Annotated in this window: 18 protein-coding genes and 7 pseudogenes; 19 read left to right on the top strand and 6 right to left on the bottom strand. The window is 44.1% G+C overall.

Features of this window, described 5'->3' with window-relative positions; all coding sequences use genetic code 11:
* Positions 1-3: 3 nt before the first annotated feature.
* Together ACD630_RS03130 and ACD630_RS03125 are read right to left on the bottom strand one after the other, a co-directional pair.
* On the bottom strand, positions 4-849 hold the full coding sequence (locus ACD630_RS03130; RefSeq protein ID WP_430358093.1) for an IS630 family transposase: 846 nt from the start codon (positions 847-849) through the stop codon (positions 4-6).
* 47 nt (positions 850-896) lie between these two features.
* A pseudogene (locus tag ACD630_RS03125) lies at positions 897-1,247 on the bottom strand (IS5 family transposase); the annotation flags it as partial.
* A gap of 253 nt (positions 1,248-1,500) precedes the next feature.
* Here ACD630_RS03125 and rfaQ point away from each other — a divergent pair.
* The 14 genes and pseudogenes from rfaQ to ACD630_RS03055 all read left to right on the top strand — a co-directional run.
* Positions 1,501-2,583: a lipopolysaccharide core heptosyltransferase RfaQ gene (gene rfaQ / locus ACD630_RS03120; RefSeq protein ID WP_430358092.1), complete on the top strand. Its 1,083-nt coding sequence runs from the start codon at positions 1,501-1,503 to the stop codon at positions 2,581-2,583.
* Between the two features lie 10 nt (positions 2,584-2,593).
* Positions 2,594-3,718 (top strand): glycosyltransferase family 4 protein, encoded by a 1,125-nt coding sequence (locus ACD630_RS03115; protein WP_430358091.1) that lies wholly within the window; start codon positions 2,594-2,596, stop codon positions 3,716-3,718.
* Complete coding sequence (rfaP, locus tag ACD630_RS03110; RefSeq protein WP_430358090.1) at positions 3,719-4,528, top strand: lipopolysaccharide core heptose(I) kinase RfaP; 810 nt, start codon at positions 3,719-3,721, stop codon at positions 4,526-4,528. It begins immediately after the preceding gene.
* Positions 4,529-4,548: 20 nt separating this feature from the next.
* Entirely contained in the window at positions 4,549-5,637 is a 1,089-nt protein-coding gene (gene waaB, locus ACD630_RS03105) for a lipopolysaccharide 1,6-galactosyltransferase (RefSeq protein ID WP_430358089.1), read from the top strand.
* A 10-nt stretch (positions 5,638-5,647) separates the two neighbouring features.
* Positions 5,648-6,700: a lipopolysaccharide 3-alpha-galactosyltransferase gene (gene waaO / locus ACD630_RS03100; protein ID WP_430358088.1), complete on the top strand. Its 1,053-nt coding sequence runs from the start codon at positions 5,648-5,650 to the stop codon at positions 6,698-6,700.
* A complete protein-coding gene (locus ACD630_RS03095) occupies positions 6,697-7,668 on the top strand; it encodes a glycosyltransferase (protein ID WP_430358087.1) in 972 nt (323 codons plus the stop codon). The genes waaO and ACD630_RS03095 overlap by 4 nt, the downstream gene beginning before the upstream one ends.
* 12 nt (positions 7,669-7,680) lie before the next feature.
* Positions 7,681-8,697, top strand: a complete 1,017-nt coding sequence (locus tag ACD630_RS03090) for a hypothetical protein (protein ID WP_430358086.1) — start codon at positions 7,681-7,683, stop codon at positions 8,695-8,697.
* A gap of 61 nt (positions 8,698-8,758) precedes the next feature.
* Positions 8,759-9,679, top strand: a complete 921-nt coding sequence (locus ACD630_RS03085; protein WP_430358085.1) for a WavQ — start codon at positions 8,759-8,761, stop codon at positions 9,677-9,679.
* Between the two features lie 24 nt (positions 9,680-9,703).
* The gene (locus ACD630_RS03080) at positions 9,704-9,829 is read left to right on the top strand and encodes a hypothetical protein (RefSeq protein WP_430358084.1); all 126 of its coding nucleotides are present in this window, start codon (positions 9,704-9,706) and stop codon (positions 9,827-9,829) included.
* Positions 9,813-10,397 (top strand): annotated as a pseudogene (locus ACD630_RS03075) (IS5 family transposase); the annotation flags it as partial. The gene ACD630_RS03080 and the pseudogene ACD630_RS03075, both read left to right, overlap by 17 nt.
* Positions 10,398-10,444: 47 nt before the next feature.
* A complete protein-coding gene (locus ACD630_RS03070) occupies positions 10,445-11,761 on the top strand; it encodes a transposase (RefSeq protein ID WP_430358083.1) in 1,317 nt (438 codons plus the stop codon).
* A 16-nt stretch (positions 11,762-11,777) separates the two neighbouring features.
* Positions 11,778-12,056: pseudogene (locus tag ACD630_RS03065) on the top strand (IS5/IS1182 family transposase); the annotation flags it as partial.
* A 115-nt stretch (positions 12,057-12,171) separates the two neighbouring features.
* The gene (locus tag ACD630_RS03060) at positions 12,172-12,522 is read left to right on the top strand and encodes a hypothetical protein (RefSeq protein WP_430358082.1); all 351 of its coding nucleotides are present in this window, start codon (positions 12,172-12,174) and stop codon (positions 12,520-12,522) included.
* Between the two features lie 302 nt (positions 12,523-12,824).
* A pseudogene (locus ACD630_RS03055) lies at positions 12,825-12,999 on the top strand (IS256 family transposase); the annotation flags it as partial.
* 12 nt (positions 13,000-13,011) lie between these two features.
* On the opposite strand, the pseudogene ACD630_RS03050 reads toward ACD630_RS03055, so the two are convergent.
* Positions 13,012-13,113, bottom strand: a pseudogene (locus ACD630_RS03050) (IS5 family transposase); the annotation flags it as partial.
* Positions 13,114-13,743: 630 nt separating this feature from the next.
* Between ACD630_RS03050 and ACD630_RS03045 the strand changes: the two are divergent.
* From ACD630_RS03045 to ACD630_RS03025, 5 genes and pseudogenes are all read left to right on the top strand, one after another.
* Positions 13,744-13,932, top strand: a complete 189-nt coding sequence (locus tag ACD630_RS03045; protein WP_430358081.1) for a tail fiber assembly protein — start codon at positions 13,744-13,746, stop codon at positions 13,930-13,932.
* A gap of 593 nt (positions 13,933-14,525) precedes the next feature.
* Positions 14,526-14,954, top strand: coding sequence for a TraR/DksA C4-type zinc finger protein (locus tag ACD630_RS03040; RefSeq protein ID WP_430358080.1), 429 nt, complete (start codon positions 14,526-14,528; stop codon positions 14,952-14,954).
* Positions 14,955-15,421: 467 nt separating this feature from the next.
* Entirely contained in the window at positions 15,422-16,414 is a 993-nt protein-coding gene (locus ACD630_RS03035; RefSeq protein WP_430359868.1) for a LysR family transcriptional regulator, read from the top strand.
* A gap of 678 nt (positions 16,415-17,092) precedes the next feature.
* Positions 17,093-18,526 carry an aspartate ammonia-lyase gene (aspA, locus tag ACD630_RS03030; RefSeq protein ID WP_430359867.1) on the top strand — a complete coding sequence of 478 codons (1,434 nt, stop codon included), beginning with the start codon at positions 17,093-17,095 and terminating at the stop codon, positions 18,524-18,526.
* A gap of 362 nt (positions 18,527-18,888) precedes the next feature.
* Positions 18,889-19,647, top strand: a pseudogene (locus ACD630_RS03025) (transposase); the annotation flags it as partial.
* On the opposite strand, the gene ACD630_RS03020 reads toward ACD630_RS03025, so the two are convergent.
* The 3 genes and pseudogenes from ACD630_RS03020 to ACD630_RS03010 all read right to left on the bottom strand — a co-directional run.
* Entirely contained in the window at positions 19,636-19,800 is a 165-nt protein-coding gene (locus ACD630_RS03020) for a hypothetical protein (RefSeq protein WP_430358079.1), read from the bottom strand. The pseudogene ACD630_RS03025 and the gene ACD630_RS03020 overlap by 12 nt on opposite strands.
* Positions 19,801-19,831: 31 nt before the next feature.
* Positions 19,832-20,194, bottom strand: a complete 363-nt coding sequence (locus ACD630_RS03015; RefSeq protein ID WP_430358078.1) for an IS630 transposase-related protein — start codon at positions 20,192-20,194, stop codon at positions 19,832-19,834.
* Between the two features lie 36 nt (positions 20,195-20,230).
* Positions 20,231-20,464 (bottom strand): annotated as a pseudogene (locus ACD630_RS03010) (IS256 family transposase); the annotation flags it as partial.
* Positions 20,465-20,512: the final 48 nt, after the last annotated feature.

Below are 20,512 nucleotides of genomic sequence, written 5' to 3'. Positions count from 1 at the left end.
TGATTACACCATATGGACTGAGAACAAAATCTCTGTATCGCAACCACTCTCTCTTTTTTTGCTTTTTGCTTGTGCCCATTTAGGCTCAATTGGGTTAAGATCTGGCGAATATGTAGGCGAATATGTAGGCGAATATGTAGGCAAATACTCCACCATATACCCTGCATCGATGATGACTTGTTGAATATTATGTTTTTTGTGAAAAGTTGCATTGTCCATCACGATTACCCTGTTTTTAGGGAGTACTGGGATAAGGACTTGTGTGACCCAGGAATAGAAAACATCGCTGTTAATATTGATATCAAATAATCCGATAGCAAACAGCGTTGTGCCTAATAACGCGCCGATAACATTTGTTCTTCCCTTGTCTCCCCCGTTCTTCAGGCCAAAACACCGTTGACCTTTTGGGGAATAGCCGTGAGTCCGTGGGGTATCATGTGAAAAACCACTTTCATCAATAAAAACAATAGGTTTGCCTTCTTTTTCATACTGTGGTATTTTTTGTTGAAATGCTTGCCGGGCGCTTTCGTCGGCTTTCGGATGACGTAGCGTTTTTTTATAGGTCAATCCCAGCTTTTTAAGAGCTTGCCAAATGGCCTTCTGACAAACGCCAAAACGCTCTGCACGTTCTTTTTGGTAAGCATCTGGATATGGTTCAACATCTTTTATCAACTCGGATTTATCGCTCTTTCGCTGACGCGTGGTCGATGCTTTTGACGCTATTTGATTAATCCAACGCGATACAGAGGCAGGGCCAATCCGAAATTGCTTCGCTGTTTCTCGGATACTCAACCCTTCTTCTTCCCGTGTAGATATCACTTTACGTCTAAAATCAATTGAATAGCTCATTTAAATAATGCAATCAAAATTAAGTCGTTTAGCTATATCGAGATGTTTTTTTGAGCGCCAGCCGCACATTTGAGCGCACGGATATTACTGCCATCCAGCGCAGCGGCTGACCAGTCAACAAGTCCATGAGCATCAAAAAATGAAAGTAACTTATTGAAAATAATGTTAATGATTCTAGACTTTGACCATCTATTGAAACGGTTATAAACGGTTTTTCATGGGCCGTAACGTTCAGGTAAATCACGCCATGGTGCGCCTGAACACAGTATCCAGAACATGCCGTTGAAGATTTTTCTATGTTCTGCCCACGGCCGGCCGGCCCGCGGAGATGTCAAAACGGTTGGCAACAAGGGCTCAATGATTGCCCATGCTTCATCAGAAAGATCGTAGCGAGCCATAATCAAAAGTGTCGTAGAAACAGATGGATACTATAGCTCAAGCAATTAAGGGACACAGCCTAGCGTAATTATCGCTGTGAGAGGCATACAGCTTTTAGTACTATAGCGGTATAAAATAGTAGAGCCTGTGTATTTATTTACGTTACGCCTGATAACAATCCGGATAATAGCGCGCAGTCCACTGGTAGCTGGAAAGCTAGGGGCGGTAGCGTGGTCATTTTCTGGTTTATATGCGTTAACTGAAGGAAAGCGAGTGAGCCTCAACACCTTGACCTATAACCGGATCTTGATCGTAAAGCTGCGTTTTCATGGGGATATGCTGTTGACTACGCCGCTTATCAGCACGCTAAAAGCGCGTTACCCAGAAGCTGCTATTGATGTGCTGCTCTACGAGGACACCAGCCCTATCCTTTCCAAGCATCCCGATATCCACCGGTTATACGGTTTAAAAAGAAAAACCGCTGGCGCAATGGAGAAAGTCAGTGATTTTCTCGCCATGCGCAACACCCTCAAACGCAATCGCTATGACCTGATTGTGAATCTGGCCGACCAGTGGCCAATCGCGCTGCTGATTAAATCGTTGAACTGCCCTTATAGCCTCTCCATTCAACGCGGAGGCGCCAGACAGTCGCTATGGCGCGCCTGTTTCACACGTTGTCTGGAACCAACGGGGCAACATATCGTTGAGCATAACTTCTCTTTGCTTGCCCCTCTGGATGTGCCAGAGGAAGACAGGACACGGCCGCTGTCGCTGTGCTATGGCCCGGAAGATGCTGACCGCGTTTTTGCCCTCGCGCCTGAATTAGCGGCAACGCCTTATGTGGTCATCCAGCCGACCGCCAGACAGTATTTTAAATGCTGGGATAACGATAAATTTGCGCAGGTTATTGATCATCTGAAACAGCAAGGGTTAGAAGTCGTCCTTACCTGTGCCTCTGGTACCGATGACTTGGCGGTGGTGAAGGAGATCAGCACCTTATGCGAACACAAACCTAATCTGTCGCTTGCCGGTAAAACGCATTTTCTTGAACTGGCCGCATTGATCGACAACGCCGTACTCTATATCGGCGTCGACTCTGCACCAATGCACATGGCAGCAGCGCTCGCAACGCCAACAGTTTGCCTGTTTGGGCCGACGGATCACGGCAAATGGAGACCTTGGTCAGATAACCATATTGTCCTGTGGGCGGGAGACTACACCGCCATGCCTGAGAGAGAGCATCTCGATAGGAATAAAAAATACCTGTCATGTATCCCTGCTCAGGACGTAATTCACGCCGCAGCAAAGTTGCTGGCCGATCCTACGGGTGCTTCGCTAAATACCGCAGAAAGATAAGGAATTCTGCATGAATATTGCCTTCTGCTTGTATAAATATTTCCCGTTTGGCGGCTTGCAGCGCGATTTCCTCAGTATTGCTCAGGTCTGCGTCAAGCACGGTCACCGTGTGCGAGTGTATGTGTTGTCTTGGCAGGGAGAAGAGCCTGAGAATCTTGAGATTATTTTGGTGCCCACGGTGGGTATCAGCAATAACACGCGGCATCAACGCTACAGTGAGTGGATTCAACACCATCTGCAATTGCACCCTGTCGATCGCGTGGTGGGATTCAATAAAATGCCGGGACTGGATTTTTATTACGCCGCGGATGTGTGCTACGCAGAAAAGGTTGAGCAGGAGAAAGGATTTTTCTATCGCTTAACGCCGCGTTACAAGCACTATACCGCTTTTGAAAAAGCGGTGTTCAGCCCATGCGTAAACACCAAAATGCTGATGCTGACTCAACGCCAGATTGCAGATTTTAAAAAACATTATGGCACGCAGGATGAGCGTTTTCTGATTCTTCCACCGGGCATTGCGCTGGACAGAAAATATGACCAGCAGACTCCCGGCGTTCGCCAGACCTTTCGTCATGCGCAAAACATCTCCGAAAACGCCCTAGTACTGCTGCAAGTCGGCTCAGATTTCAAGCGTAAGGGAGTCGAGCGCAGCCTGCGCACTGTTGCCAGCCTGCCGGAAGCACTACGGGAAAAGGTCGTTTTCCTAGTTGTCGGCCAAGATAAACCCGACCGTTATCAGGCGCTGGCGGGTCAGTTAGGGATTGATAAACAGGTGCGCTTTTTCGCTGGGCGTAGCGATGTTCCTGATTTTATGGCCTCCGCAGATCTGTTACTCCACCCTGCACATCAGGAAGCCGCAGGCATTGTGCTCCTTGAAGCGATTACTGCCGGGCTACCGGTTATCGTGACAGAGGTATGTGGCTACGCCTTCCATATTGATAAGGCACAAGCAGGCCAAGTCATCACCTCCCCCTTCAGTCAGAAAGTGCTGAACGCTGCGCTGCACAGGGCATTAGGACAAACGGAAACGTTGCATCGCTGGTCGGAGAATGCCCGGCATTATGCCGATACGGAAGATCTTTACAGCTTACAGGAAAAAGCCGCGCAGCTGATTGCGGGCCAGGATCGTCACTAAATGAAAAGCGTCATTACGTTAAAAGAGCCATTCGCTTCACTCTGGCAGGAACGCGACCCGTTTGAAGAAGTCAAAAAACTGGATGGCGATGTCTTTCGCGCACTAGAGAGCCGAAAAACATTACGTTTTACTTTGGCCGGACGCTCTTGGTTTATCAAAATACATCGCGGTACGGCATTAAAAGAGGCACTCAAAAACCTGCTTTCATTACGACTGCCCGTATTGGGCGCCGATCGTGAATGGAACGCGATTCAGCGTTTGCGCGATCTCGGTGTAGACACCATGACGGGCGCCGCATTTGGCCAGCGGGGAATAAACCCGCTACAGCGCGAATCTTTTATCATTACAGAGGATTTAAGCCCGGCCATCAGCTTGGAAGATTATTGCGCCAACTGGCCGAAGAATCCGCCAATGCTTGCCGAAAAACGGCGACTGATTCGCCGTGTGGCAGAAATGGTGAGAAAGATGCATGCCGGTGGCGTCAATCACCGTGATTGCTATATTTGCCATTTCTTGCTGCGTCAGCCTTATCAGCCCACCGATACGCAATTTACACTTTCGCTCATCGACCTGCATCGGGCACAACTCCGCGAACGTGTTCCGCTGAGATGGCGTAATAAAGATCTTATCGGCCTCTATTTTTCCTCACTCGATATCGGGCTGAGCAAACACGATCTCTTGTTTTTCCTGAAGATCTATTTTGATCATCAACCCTTGCGTACTACGTTGCGTCAGGAACAATCGCTATTTCATGAAGCGTTTACCAAAGCAGAAAAAATTCGAGAAAGAACAGAGCGTAAGGCACTTTAACCCGAGTCCTGATTATCATTATGAATATACTTTTCGTCGGTGAGGCCACCTCTGGTTTCGGCGGGATTGAGACAGTAATAAAAAAGGTCACTCGCTTCCTGGAAAGTGACAAAAACACTAAAAACACCTATACCTTATATTTCCTCTGCCGTGATAACCGCATGGATAAAGCTTGGCTGGAAGGAAAGCACTTTATTTGCCATCGTTCCGGCATCAAGATCTCCTTTCTGCGTAGAATGAGCCACGCGTGTGCGCTGGCGCGCTTCATTAAACAGAACCAACCCGATACGGTTATTGCTTTTGATGCGCCATCCTGTCGCGTTGTGGCACAAGCGATCCGTTACAGTAAGAAAATGCTGCCGCTGATTTCGTGGCTGCACTACTCTCTCGACCACAAAAAACATGCCAAACAGGCACTGGTCGCGGATCATCACTTGGCCATCAGCTCCGGTATCAAGCAGCAATTAATAAAGCGTGGGGTTTCTCCCGAACGCATCTCTTTGATTTTTAACCCAGTCACGCCACAAAGTGTCGTGATTCCGCGCCCAACCGATAAAACCGTCTTTATCTATGTCGGGCGTCTTAAGTTTGAGGGTCAAAAGCGTCTTAAAGACATGTTAGATGCTTTCTCCGGTTTGCACGGTGAATGGGAATGCCATTTTATCGGTGATGGTTCAGATGCGGAAATATGCCAGGCCTACGCGCATCAACTGGACATTGCAGATCATTTGCATTGGCACGGATGGCAAGAAAAGCCGTGGGAATATGTTCAAAAGCAAATACCATCTGTCAGCGCATTACTTCTCACATCCTCATTTGAAGGGTTTGGGATGGTTTTAGTTGAAGCGATATCTTATGGGGTTTATTGCATTAGCAGCGATTGCCCATCAGGACCAGGTGATATCATCAAGAATGGTGTGAATGGGCAACTTTATGCCCCGAGTAATATCAAAGAGTTTATTAAGATATTATCTCAAGTACAAAAAAAAGAAATCAATCACAATGTAGAAGAAATTAAAAAATCCATCAGTGGATTTTATGATGAAAACTATTACTCTACATTCATGAAATCTATTTCCAATCATAACAATCAAAAAACATTAAATTAATGGTGATATTGTGTATTTTAATATCAAAGATGTTATAAAAGAGAAAATAACACTAAATGACAATATTGATACATTACGTATCAATGCATTTAATATTGCTTATGGAATAGACAAAAACTTTATATTTGGCTGCGGAATATCCATATCTTCCATATTGTTAAACAATAAAGGAAGAGAAATAGTATTTCATATTTTCACCGATTGTTTTGATGAAAAAAACATCTCAGAATTTACTGAACTTAGCCATCAATACAACACCCAAATCATCGTTTATCTTATCAACTGTGATGAGTTAAAAAAATTACCAAGCACTAAAAACTGGTCTTATGCAACCTATTTCCGTTTTATCATTGCTGATTTTTTCAATGGGTTATCATCTAAAGTACTTTATCTTGATGCTGATATTATTTGTAATGAGAAACTGGATGAGTTAATAAATCTAGACTTGGGCGTTCATATCGCTGCCGTGGTCAGTGAAGGAGAGAAACCTTGGTGGAGCAAGCGAGCACATGCGTTAGGGGATGAGGATATAAGTAATGGTTATTTTAATGCAGGATTCCTTTTAATAAACATTCCTTTATGGGCGAAAGAAGATATCAGTCGACAAGCAATGAATCTTCTTTCCAAAGATGAAATAAAAGAAATGATATCATTTTTAGATCAAGATATATTAAACATATTGTTTGTGAATAAAGTTATTTTTTTGGATAAAAAATACAACACCCAGTTTAGTATTAACTATGAGCTAAATGAAAATAAAAACATGCTCACCCCCATCACCAATAACACGGTATTCATTCATTATATAGGCCCAACAAAGCCGTGGCATGAGTGGGCCATTTATTATGACTCATCATGCTATTTTACAAACGCAAAAAATAACTCCCCATGGAAAGACGCTGAATTGCTTAAAGCTCATTCAGCTAATCAGCTGCGTTATTGTGCCAAACATGAATTTCATAATAAAAAAATATTTTCAGGTTTAAAAAACTACTTACTTTATTTCTTAAAAAAATCATCTAATTCAGAGCATAGAAAATTATGTATTTTGATAGCAGTGTGATCAAGAATAAGATTGAATTTCTTGGTGCGCACAAAACCAACAAAGAGAAGATGTTGCATATTGCATACGGTGTCGATAAGAATTTTTTATTCGGTGCTGCAATTTCGGCCACATCGACGATTATAAACAGTGAAATTCCTATCACCTTACACTTTTTCATTGACTCCATAAGGTATGATGATCTTCATCGTTTCAAGAAAATGTCTGGTAGATTTAATGTAGATATATTCATATATAACATTAACAAAACACCATTAAAAGACTTACCCACAAAAAATTGGCCTTATTCTGCTTATTACAGATTAATCGCATTCGATTACTTGGAATCATATACAGATCGAGTATTATATCTTGATGCCGATATTGTATGTAAAGCTCCCCTTGACGAATTAATACATTTATCTTTTGATAATGCTATTTGTGCGGTTGTCACTGATATTGAGGGGATGGATAAGAAAGCAATTGAAAGACTCGATTGTCCAGAAATAGAAGATGTCTATTTTAATTCTGGTGTAATGTTTGTGGATTTAAAAAAATGGCATCAACAAAACTTAACCTCGAACGTTATTAAATTTATCTTTGAACATTCAGAACTAAAATATCCGGATCAAGATGCATTAAATATGCTTTTGCTCGGCAAAACATTTCTCTTACCCAGAAAATACAATAGCATCTATAGTATAAAAAGCGAGTTATACGACAGGACTCATCAGAAATATAAAAAAATCATAAATAATGAATCTATCTTAATTCATTATGTTGGTACAACTAAGCCTTGGAATGAATGGGGACAATATCCTTCAACAATATTCTTTCAAAAAGCATATCTAGCCTCAGAATGGAATGATGTACCGTTACTTAAACCCCGAACATCTTTACAATGGAAGAAAATATCAAAGCATGAGTTCCGGAAATATCACTTATTTAGCGGGATTTTAGCAAGATTAAAGTATATCATAACAAAATAAGAGAATTGTTTCATGAATGTATATTTTTTAGAATGGAATGCCAATTATGAAAAGCTCATGATAAAAAATTTATGGCCGCATGGCGTCACAGAAATAAAAAATGTCATGAAGCATTTTACAAGAAATAATATTAGACTTAAAAAAGCCAGTATTAATAATTGGTTATTCATTAAGATACATGTTTTTTTAAAACTAAGAAAAATCAAAGAGGATGATTTAATAATTTGTAATGGATGTAGTTTTTTAGGTTTTCTTGATATAATAAAAACACTCCCATGTAAAAAAGCCTTAGTGATTCGAGATACTATAATTCATTTAGAAAGAGGAATGAAAGAAAACAAAAGATGGCTTCCACCTGACGGAGATATTATTAAAGAAATAGATTCACATTTTGATAAAGTATATAGTTTCGACCCATCCGACTGTAAAAAATATAACTTCATATACTTAAAGCAGTTCCTTCCATTTACATCCCAAGATATTGACACCATACTTAAAACATCAAAAAACAAATTATCTGAAAAAACATGTTTTTTCATTGGTGAATACAGGCCTGATCGCGAAAAAACTCTCCAAGACATTTTTCCTTATTTTAAACATTTAAATTACAAACTTGATTTTTATCTTTTTGATAAATATAATAAATCAATAAATTACCCATTTTTTTGCAAAAATCAATCTCTTGATTATAAAGAAAATATAGAGAAAGTTATTGAGTCTGACGTTGTTATAGAAATAAACCACCCAGGACAAGATGGTTTAACGTTACGAACGATAGAGGCTCTTGCTTTTAACAAAAAAATAATAACCAACAATATAAAAATAATACAATATGATTTTTATACTGAAGACCGTTTTTTCATATTAGGGTATAATGACATTGACTCCTTGCAAAGTTTTTTAGAAAGACCATTAATACCTGTAGATATTGAATTGATAAAAGAATACACAGCTGATAGAATGTTAAATCGATTGATTTCAGATATTTACCACCACAACAGACATCAACAAAGTAATATATTTAATTAACAGCATGCTTTTCCACATCTCTTATTAAGTAAGAGAACAACATTCGAATCTTACCTAGGGCATGGCTACAATGCGATTTATAATAATGGCTCCAGCATATACTGAATGGAGTGGTGGAGTTATCGTTCTACATAAATTATGTCATATTCTCAACCAACTTGGAGAATATGCTTACTTACATCCCATGGTCGAAGAATATCCTTTATCTTGGAAAAAACATTTTATTGAGATAAAAGCAAAAATAAAACTAAAATATAAGAGCAGAAAGTATAAAACAAACAAAATGCTCCAAACCCCTGTAATTAATAAATTAACAAAAGACGATTTAGAAAATTCTATTGTTGTCTATCCAGAGATAGTATCAGGAAACCCGTTAAAAGCTAAAAATGTAGTCAGATGGTTCTTACACTATCCTGGCTATCAAACAGGAAACGTAAATTATTTCTCTCGCGAACTGTATTTCTCATACGGTGAATTTGGCAGAGATTTTAAGCTATATGGTTCCCACACATCTGACACAGTACTTCATGTATTTCATCAGATGAATGATATTTATAATGAGATTGGTGCATCTAAAGAACGAAAAGGTACAGCATATTGCATTAGAAAAGGTCAAGGAAGAAAGATAATCCATGACCTATCTGATTCAATTCTTATCGACGAAAAAAAACATGAAGAAGTAGCTGAAATATTTAAGCGTGTAAAGTATTTTATCTCTTATGACCTATATACTGGATATTCGTTGTTTGCCATAATGTGTGGCTGTATTCCGATTGTTGTTCCTGATGAAAATTTATCACTAACAGAATGGCAATCTGACCCTAAGATGCGATTAGGTATTGCATATGGGTTTGAGCAAATTGAAGAGGCGACCAAAAACCGTAAAGCCGCATTAGATTTAGTGTTTGAAAAAGAAAATGAATCAATTCTTAACGTCAAAAAATTTATAATTGAGTCGAAAGAGTATTTCTCCGTAGATTAAATCCTTACTTGCTTCAGAAAACACATGGGCTATAAAATGAAAAACCCCTTCAGCATTAGTTACTACACAGATGACGAATTACGTTCATTTGGTTTTAAACATGTGGGCAAGAATGTTCAGGTAGCTCAAAGCCACCGTATGGCTAGATGAATCAGCCATTGCTGCATGGACGGAAAAAACACTACTGAACGGCGTGGACGACCGCTCCACTACTCAGATATGACCATCACCACAGTCCTGATGATGAAACGCGTGTTTGGCCTTTCATTGAGGGCTTTACAGGGCTTTACAGGGCTTTGGTGACTCGATTTTTAAACTGATTAAATTGTCGCTCCATTGTCCAGACTATTCGCTGCTCAGCAAGCGAGCAAAGACAGTGAACATCAGCATAAAAACGCCAACCTGTGGTGAAATCTCACATCTGGTCATTGATGGAACCGTCCTGAAGGTCTTTGGCGAAGGCGAATGGAAAGTCCGGCAGCATGGTGCCGACAGACGCAGGGTATGGCGTAAGCTGCACCTGGCAGTAGACAGTGTGACGCATGAGATTATCTGTGCGGATTTGTCGCTCAGTGGTACGACTGATGCCCAAGCTCTACCGGCGCTGATAAACCAGACCCACCGGAAAATCAGAGAGGCATCGGCTGACGGCGCTTAGGATACAGTTTACTGCTATGATGCTCTGCTGAGGAAGAAAATAAGGCCGCTTATCCCGCCACTAAGGGCATAGGTATCTACACATCTTTTGCAATATCTGCTATTACGTTGCTGCATGATCTCAACTTATCCATCGGCGGGATTGATGCCCGCCTTAACCGGCGTTATCAGCGTCTGGTTAACCAACACATGACTCCCCCAGCACCATTGGCGTCAGCCGTTAAAGACCTTGCCTGCGCGCAGAAAACAACATTCGCCACTATTCAGGCCGTTTGGCGTTTTTTTAATAATGAACGTATTAGCTTCAGTCAGCTCAATGAACCGATTATTTCGCTGGCTCTCCGGCAGGTTGCACTTAGCCCGCATCCATACGCTCCCGTCGTTCACGACTGGTCTCATTTACAGTTTCGTACCCACAATGGGAAAGAAGAACGTTTGAAAATGACGCATGGTGGCGACGTCGGTTATGAACTACAAACCCGCCTACTGGTTGATGCTGCAAATGGTTTACCAATAGCGCCCCTGTCTCAAACTCTAACCGATAGGGCAGGTTGTCGTTCAACGCTAACCGAGGGCTTGTCTGAGAGTCTGACTCATATGGATGCTTTGACGGCTGATATCGCCCGCGTTGAGTCTCTTGCTACCGGGAAGAAGTTAGTTCATCTCATTGACCGTGAAGGTGACTCTATCGGGCATATGCGCACATTAAGCTCCCAGGGAATATGTTGGCTTATCCGGGGAAAGGAAGGGCATCGGGCCGAGTGGGGCGGTGACACCCGTAAAATTGGTGAAATTGCAGACGATCTGCCATTTATCGCAAACGGACAGGTTGGCTGGAAAGGGAAAAAAGCCAATATGGAGATCGGGGAAACATCCGTGATCATAACGCGAACAGCAAAAGCGAAGCGGAAAGACAAGAACACCGGACGGCGAGTGAAAGTTCAGCCAGGCGTAGCTCTGACACTCAGATTAGTTGTGGTTCGCCTTACCGATACTCACGGTAAATTTATCGGACGCTGGACGCTGCTCACAAACGTTAGCAACGAGCTCACCAGCGCGGAAGTCGCTCGCTGGTATTACTGGCGCTGGGGTATTGAATCCTTTTTTAAGCTGCTGAAAGGTGCCGGTCATGATGTAGAAAAATGGCTTCAGCGCAGTGCTGGTGCCCTGCTACGCAGGTTATTGATAGCTAGCATGGCATGTGTGCTGGTATGGCGGCTGCAACGCGCTGAAGGAGACGACAATGCGGCAGCCCGTCAGTTAATTTGCCGATTATCCGGACGACAACAAAAACGAGGGCGTAAAGAAAGCGCCCCAGCGCTGCTTGCCGGACTATCCATCCAGCTAAATACCTTGACGTTATTAGCAGACTATACCCCGGAAGAACTTGCCCACTTAGCTATGGTGGTTTTTAACCCTTTATGATGTGTAGATACCTATGCCACGAAGGGGGGCGCAATATTGGCAAGATCGCTACCACGAGCGTAACCACGCTGTTGCAAATCAGCGCATTAGCGGTAGTAACGATATCTGGAAAAAGAAAGTGGGCTATCACCGGCGCTCAGTGGCTGAAACGGCCATGTTCCGGTTCAAAAGGCTTCTGGGTGGTCATCTAAGTTTGAGAGACTACGATGCTCAGGTGGGTGAAGCCATGGCCATGGTCAAAGCGCTTAACCTGATCACGCTATTAGGAATGCTGAACAGTATTCGCATCACGTAACAATCGACCCGTATGGGGCGCAGTCGTTACAAGTTCTGATTTATTCAACAAAGCCATTGATGGATTCACAACCATTATTGCATCAGGAACCGGATTCTTAAATATAGGCTCGTATGTGCACATTGGTGGATACACGTTTCTTTCCGCGGGCGCAGGAATAATCATCAAAGATTTTTGTGGCCTTTCACAAGGTGTCAAAATTTACAGCAAGTCTGATGACTACTCAGGAAAGAAACTGACTAATCCAACAATAAGTGAAGAGTACACAGGTGTGATAAAAGGTACAGTTACCCTCGAGAAACATGTTATCATCGGCTCTGGAACTGTTGTTCTTCCTAATATAACGCTTAAAGAGGGCGTATCCTTCGGAGCACAGTCTCTCGTCACCAAAGATTTAAATGAATGGGGAATGTACTTTGGCTGTCCAGCAAAAAAATTAGAGATAGAGAAAGCCTTTGTTGAATAAATAGATTTTATGCTGGCAGCCCAGCGAAACGACGGATCCTCGCAACGTAAAATCATGCAGTTAGGCCTCATGAGAAAAGTGTACACCTGAGATGACAAGCATTTTCAACCAAAACTGTCATGGAAAAACAGCATGATTACCTATTATTCAACAAAGCCATAGAGAAAAAGAACTCCTTATACTCGAAAAAAATTTTTTAGCGAGTCAGGAACTTAAACAAAAAAATTAATGAGCCTGTACACGAGATTGTGTAATTGCCTGATTTTGATATGTTCAATCCAACATCAAAAGCAGGTTACTTTATGGACGAAAAACAGTTACAGGCTCTGGCTAACGAGCTGGCCAAAAATCTCAAAACCTCTGACGCTCTCAACCAGTTTGATCAGCCTGCTGAAAAAGCTCAGCGTTGAAGCTGCCCTTAATGCTGAAATGACCCATCACCTCGGGCATGAGAAGCACCAGTCCAAATCTGGAACTAGGCTGTGTCCCTTAATTGCGTAACCGGCGGTAAAACAAGCGGATGCAGCCCAGTTTCACCATTGCTAGATAGTTTTTTGCCATTTTTTCATAACGTGTGGCGATCCGTCGATATAGCCAACCGACTTAAAAATGATTACAGCCAATGCCCTGATATGTGGCAAAAAATACAGCTAATTGTTATCAAAATAATGTCGCTTAGCTATATCTACGGTAGCATGTGGGGCAATCAATGGCTGGACGCTTACCTGAGGAATACCTTCCAGCCCAAAAAAACCGGTTTAGTCGATATCGTAGAAACGGGGTCTGGTACAGGGTATTACTGGCGAAAATTTTCGGACGGGAAGAGGCTTTGTTGAATAATAGGTAATCATGCTGTTTTTCCATGACAGTTTTGGTTGAAAATGCTTGTCATCTCAGGTGTACACTTTTCTCATGAGGCCTAACTGCATGATTTTACGTTGCGAGGATCCGTCGTTTCGCTGGGCTGCCAGCATAAAATCTATTTATTCAACAAAGCCACGGGAAGATAGAAATTTTTGGGCGTCTGAATTCAACATATGGTGCGCCGCTTGATGTCATTTTCCCGAAAGTATTTACCGAAATCCCGTTTCTTTTTGTGAAATAAAATGGCGACCCAGAAGTTAACGGCTGGGTGATGAGAGCCAGAAATTTGTCAAAAACAGGGTTTTCAGTGCAGTGGAATCTGTGGAGTAATTCCGGGCGGGGGCGTGCAATGGAGGTTTGCTATCACGCCATTGGGGGTTGAGAGAGTGCCTCCACCGCTATTGCCCCCTTCAGGATGCGGTAGACCTCGATATGGCCACGGATGAAGAAAAAGCAGCGCTGACTGAATGGCAAAAATACGTGGTGCTGTTGAGTCGTGTTGATGTGAATGCCACTGACATTGAATGGCCAGAACAACCAATGTGATTGCGGAGCAAACTAGGGCGCTCGGCTATGAGGTCGAGCGCATCATCAAGAGTAGGGAGCAGGTCGGGGTGAATGTGATTTGTCACGTCAAGGAAGGGGGTCGGCAAGTCGAAATAAGCGGTAAGTTATTGATAAAAATGTCGTGTATTGTCGTGCTTTGTTGTGTTTTGTCGCCTATTTTTTGAGCGATGAAGTCATTCAATGTATTGATATTTATGGTTTTTATGTGTTTTAACTCCGCTGCTTTCCTTACAGCAGGCGTTTATGCACCATTTTCAGCGCTGATAGCACTGAATCAGTGGCGAAACGGGCGAATCATGAAGCTATTTTCTTATTTTATGTGGATGAACACAGTTTACGCAGGGTGAATTTGTTATTATAGCCAAGCGACATTATTTTGATAACAATTAGCTGTATTTTTTTGCCACATATCAGGGTATTGGCTGTAATCATTTTTAAGTCGGTTGGCTATACATAAAGAGTTAAAATAATTAGTGTTACATTATAACATATTAAGCGCGTGGCTTGCGCACCTTGCTGTGGATGTTGAATGGATTACACAGCGTGGAGATAGAACAACATGAGGAGCCTGAATGAACGATTCAACGCAGCCTATTGATGAACAAACGCTGCTTGGCATGTCAGAAGCAGACTATATGAATAGCACTCAGCGGGATTTTTTCCGTCGGCGGTTGGAAACGGAGCGGCAGACTATCTTGGCGCACATTGGGGAACTGAAGGGAGAGATCTATCGCTACGATACCAGTGGTGATGATGTCGACAAAGCGGCGCATGAAGAAGAACTACGCGTGTTGTTCAGACAAATCGACAGAGAAAGCCGTCTGCTGCCAAAGGTAGATGATGCGTTGCGCCGTATCGAAATGGGAGATTATGGCTATTGTATTGAAACCGGAGAACCCATTGGCCTGCGCCGGTTGCTGCTGCGCCCAACGGCAGAACGCAGTATTGATGCCAAACAGACGCAAGAGCAGCGTGAGCCCCAGTACCGCAAGGTGAAATAACCTGCCCGTAGTTGGCACTGCACGCTATTACGCTGTGTGCCCACCTTGATAACGCATGGCGTATGCCTGTCTTCCTTAAATCGGCCTTGCATCTGTCGCCAATAACACGTGCAATACATACCACGACACACCTTGCCCTGACGCAGCGTTGGGGCAAATCTTTATAGAAGATGTCAGGATAGCCGCAAATTTCCCCAAAGACGTGCTCTCTGTTGCAGGCCGGTTGTGGCAGAAAAAATAGTGAATTACTCGATTACTACAGTGAATTATCACGATGTGATACCTTGAGTGTAGCTAAATCTAGTTATAAGAAAAAATTAATCAGTGACTTGTTTTACATTTTTTCTATGCTCGGCTCTCTAAGCTGGTCTCGGTGACAAGGTCTGCGGCTCTCGCCAATGCGAAAGAACGTCAGGTCCATCGCGTGCTGAACCAGATTGATGGTGATGAAACGCGGACGATATTCAATGGTTAAAAAAACAATGTCAGCCAATAAATCGATAGATATGTATGCCGTTCAGGTTTTTGTGACCGTGGCGGAAGAGGGAAGCATGACAGCGGCCGCTTCCCGGCTAGGGCTGACGCCATCGGCTGTGTCGCAGACCATTCGCCAGTTGGAAGATGATTTTGGCGTGATGCTGGTAAACCGTACGCGCCGTCCGTTTGTTCTGACGCCCTATGGTATTGCGCTCAAAAATCGCGGTGAGGTGCTGACGCAAGAAATTGCCAACCTGAAAGCACAAGTACTGGAAGCGGGTAAGGGCATCAAACCGGACCTGCGTATCGGCCTAGTGGATTCTTTTGCGATCACCTGCGGATCGGTATTTACCAAACGTTTATTGAGCAGCTCATCGCAGCTGTTAATCAGAACCGGGCTGAGTCCCCAACAAGGTGAAGCACTGATTCGGCGTGAACTGGATCTCATCGTGACCAGCGATCCGCTGATGGACAGCGACAGCGTGGTGCGTTATCGCCTGTTCTCTGAAGGCTATTTCATTATCACGCCTCCGGATTATCGTAAACGTATCAGGACGATTGAAGATCTTCGCGAGCTTTCGGCCACCATGCCTCTGGTACGTTTTAACCGCAACTCTCAGATTGGCATGCAGATTGAACGTTATCTGCGCCGGATTGATATCCGTGTACCTAATCAGCTCGAATTTGATAATGCGGATACCCTGACGGCAATGGTTGTCGCAGGTTTGGGATGGGCAGTGACCACACCGATCAGCTTTTTACAATCGGAAGCGTATTCGCGCCAGGTGCTGACCCATATGCCCGAACAGCTGAACATGAAGCGCTCGTTGTATATTTTGGCGCATCGTGATGAATACAGCGCCTTTGTCCAGGAGGCCTGTGACGTGACGCGTGAAATTATCGAAACGGTATTTATTCCTAAACTGGAAAGCCTGCATCGCGGTATTGAAAAATTGGTCTCAATCAATGCCGGGCTTTGTTGAATAATAGGTAATCATGCTGTTTTTCAATGCCAGTTTTGGTTGAAAATGCTTGTCATCTCAGGTGTACACTTTTCTCATGATGCCTAACTGCATGATTTTACGTTTCGAGGATCCGTCGTTTCGCTGGGCTGCCAGCATAAAATCTATTTATTCAACAAAGCCTCAATGCCGATGAAACCTCGGAATAAGGACAACGAATTTCAGTAAAAAAACCTAAAGCAATGTAATAGCGCCAGGCGCTATTACAGAAAAATAAAATAAGCATCTTTGATGTGGTGGGTTGTATACCCTGAATAATGTGCCGAGTTGGTAAAGTGACCGGAGAAACGCCTTTAGGTCACTCATCACAGCATTCGCAACACGCTAATAGGCTTTGTTGAATAATAGTGAGTCATGCTGTTTTTCAAGCAAGTTTTGGTAGAAAATGCTTTTCACATCAGGTTTACAGTTTTCTTATGAGGCCTAACTGCATGATTTTGCGTTGCGAGGATCTGTCGTTTCACCGGGGGTGCAGCATAAAATATGTTTATTCAACAAAGCCCGCTAATACTACTCGATATTGAAAAATATCGTGCGGCCTTTTATTGGCTGATGAATCCATGGACCCTATTTGTAAGCAGCGTGAACCGGTGGGTCAATAATAAAAACGGTTCATGAATTAAAAAAGGAATAGTGACTATGTCAAATAACACCCGTATTGAAGAAGATCTGTTGGGTACCCGTGAAGTTTCCTCCGATGCTTATTACGGTATTCATACGTTGCGTGCCATCGAGAACTTTTATATCAGTAATCATAAAATCAGTGATATTCCTGAATTTGCCCGCGCGATGGTTATGGTTAAAAAAGCGGCTGCATTAGCGAACCGTGAATTGAAAACCATTCCCCGCCTGATCGCCGATACCATTATCCGCGCCTGCGATGAAGTATTGAACAACGGCAAATGCATGGATCAGTTCCCGGTTGATGTCTATCAGGGCGGTGCGGGCACCTCGGTGAACATGAACACCAACGAAGTGCTCGCCAACATTGGTCTGGAACTGATGGGCCATAAAAAAGGCGAATACCAGTACCTCAACCCTAACGATCATCTGAACAAATGCCAGTCCACCAACGATGCCTATCCCACCGGCTTTCGTATTGCGGTGTACAGTTCCATTCTGAAACTGGTCGAAGCCATCACTCAGCTGGCGGATGGCTTCGAGCACAAGGCCAAAGAATTTGAAACCATCCTGAAGATGGGACGCACCCAGCTACAGGACGCGGTGCCGATGACGCTGGGCCAGGAATTCCATGCTTTCTACGTACTGCTGAAAGAAGAGAACAAAAACCTGCTGCGTACCGCAGAACTGCTGCTGGAAGTGAATCTGGGTGCGACGGCCATCGGCACGCGACTGAATACGCCGGATGAGTACCAGCATCTTGCGGTACAACGCCTGGCAGAAGTAAGCGGGCTGCCGTGCGTCCCGGCCGAGGATTTGATCGAAGCCACCTCCGACTGCGGTGCTTACGTGATGGTGCATGGTGCGCTGAAACGTCTGGCGGTGAAGATGTCGAAAATCTGCAACGACCTGCGTCTGCTCTCTTCCGGCCCGCGCGCTGGCCTCAATGAAATCAACCTGCCGGAATTGCAGGCGGGCTCTTCCATCATGCCGGCCAAGGTCAATCCGGTGGTAGCGGAAGTGGTCAATCAGGTGTGCTTCAAGGTGATCGGCAACGACACTTGCGTCACTATGGCGTCTGAAGCTGGTCAGTTGCAGCTCAACGTGATGGAACCGGTCATCGGTCAGGCGATGTTCGAGTCTATCCAGATCCTAACCAACGCCTGCTACAACTTGCTGGAAAAATGCGTCAATGGCATCACCGCCAACAAAGCCGTTTGTGAAGCTTATGTCTTCAATTCCATCGGTATTGTCACCTACCTCAACCCGTTTATTGGCCACCACAATGGCGACATTGTTGGCAAGATTTGCGCCGAAACCGGTAAGAGCGTGCGTGAAGTGGTGCTGGAGCGTGGCTTGCTGACCGAAAGTGAACTGGATGACATTTTCTCCACGCAGAATCTGATGCATCCGGCCTACAAAGCGAAGCGTTATACCGACGAAAACGCCTAACTCTTCGATTGATTAACCCCAGGCACAGGTTAGCCTTGTGCCTGATGTCCACTTATAAAAAAAGATAATAACAATACCATCGCACGACTTTTAACCGAGTTATGCTCATTTCTGGTGTACGGGGTTTCGGGGAGGGTGGCGTATCCTGCTGATTGATTTCGTGGATGATTTCAACAACAGAGAGATGATACCCCATGAAAAAGTCTACCCTACAGGTCTCCGCAGAACCAGATATTGCCGGTGATCCCTTGCATGAACTCATTCGTAATGGTGCTAGGCAACTGATATAGCCAACCGACTTAAAAATGATTACACCCAATGCCCTGATATGTGGCAAAAAAATACAGCTAATTGTTATCAAAATAATGTCGCTTGGCTATATCGTTCTGAAAGTCCGGCAGGACAGCCGCGTTATCAATAAGTCTGTGTTCCTGGCACTGGGTATCAATATCGAAGGCCAGAAAGAGCTACTGGGGATGTGGCTGGCCGAAAATGAAGGCGCAAAGTTCTGGCTGAACGTGCTGACAGAACTGAAAAACCGTGGCCTGACCGACATCCTCATTGCCTGTGTGGACGGCCTGAAAGGGTTCCCGGATGACATCAACACGGTCTACCCGGAAGCCCGCATCCAGTTGTGCATCGTGCACATGGTGCGCAACAGTCTGCGCTTCGTTGCCTGGAAGGACTATAAGGCGGTATAGCCAACCGACTTAAAAATGATTACAGCCAATGCCCTGATATGTGGCAAAAAATACAGCTAATTGTTATCAAAATAATATCGCTTGGCTATAACACGCGACCTCAAAGCAGTGTGTCAGGCTCCAACCGAAGAGGCTGCGCTTCAGGCGCTGGATACGTTCGGTGGGACATGGGATCACCGCTATCCGCAGATAAGCCGGAGCTGGCACTCAAACTGGGCCAACCTGTCGACATTCTTCTCGTACCCGCAGGAACTTCGCAAGGTAATCTACACGACGAACGCTATAGAATCACTGAACAGCGTGCTCCGGCATGCAATCAAGAAACGCAAGGTGTTCCCGACTGATGACTCGGTGAAGAAGGTCGTATGGCTGGCAATCCAGGCGGCATCACAGAAATGGACGATGCCCTTACAGGACTAGCGTATGGCAATGAGTCGCTTTATTATCGAGTTCGGTGACCGCCTTGACGGTCACTTCTGAGGAAAGGCATTTACACAAAATCTTAAACAGGCTCTTGACCTTTTGGGGAATAGCCGTGAGTCCGTGGGGGATCGTGTGGAAAACCACTTTCATCAATAAAAACAATAGGTTTTCCTTCTTTTTCCTACTGTTGTATTTTTTGTTGAAATGCTTGCCGGGCGCTTTCGTCGGCTTTCGGATGACGTAGAGTTTTTTTATAGGTCAATCCCAGCTTTTTAAGAGCGTGCCAAATGGCCTTCTGACAAACGCCAAAACGCTCTGCACGTTCTTTTTGGTAAGCATCTGGATATGGTTCAACATCTTTTATCAACTCGGATTTATCGCTCTTTCGCTGACGCGTGGTCGATGCTTTTGACGCTATTTGATTAATCCAACGCGATACAGAGGCAGGGCCAATCCGAAATTGCTTCGCTGTTTCTCGGATACTCAACCCTTCTTCTTCCCGTGTAGATATCACTTTACGTCTAAAATCAATTGAATAGCTCATTTAAATAATGTAATCAAAATTAAGTCGTTTAGCTATAATTTCAACATCCCCAATACCCGTCTGTATGGCTCGCTGTGGCAAATAGCCGTTACGAACGACAGCATGACGCCCGTCGTCAAGGCGGCGTTCAGCATGTTGTTGCAGCATGGCTTCGAGCTTAACCTCAACGGCGGCAGCTATCAGTTGCCTGGCACCATTACGAATGAGTTCATGCAAGGGATCACCGGCAATATCTGGTTCTGCGGAGACCTGTAGGGTAGACTTTTTCATAGGGTATCATCTCTCTGTTGTTGAAATCATCCACGAAATCAATCAGCA

The organism is Symbiopectobacterium sp. RP (assembly GCF_050472005.1).
Taxonomy (GTDB): domain Bacteria; phylum Pseudomonadota; class Gammaproteobacteria; order Enterobacterales; family Enterobacteriaceae; genus Symbiopectobacterium.
This window is presented reverse-complemented; position numbering and strand designations above follow the sequence as displayed.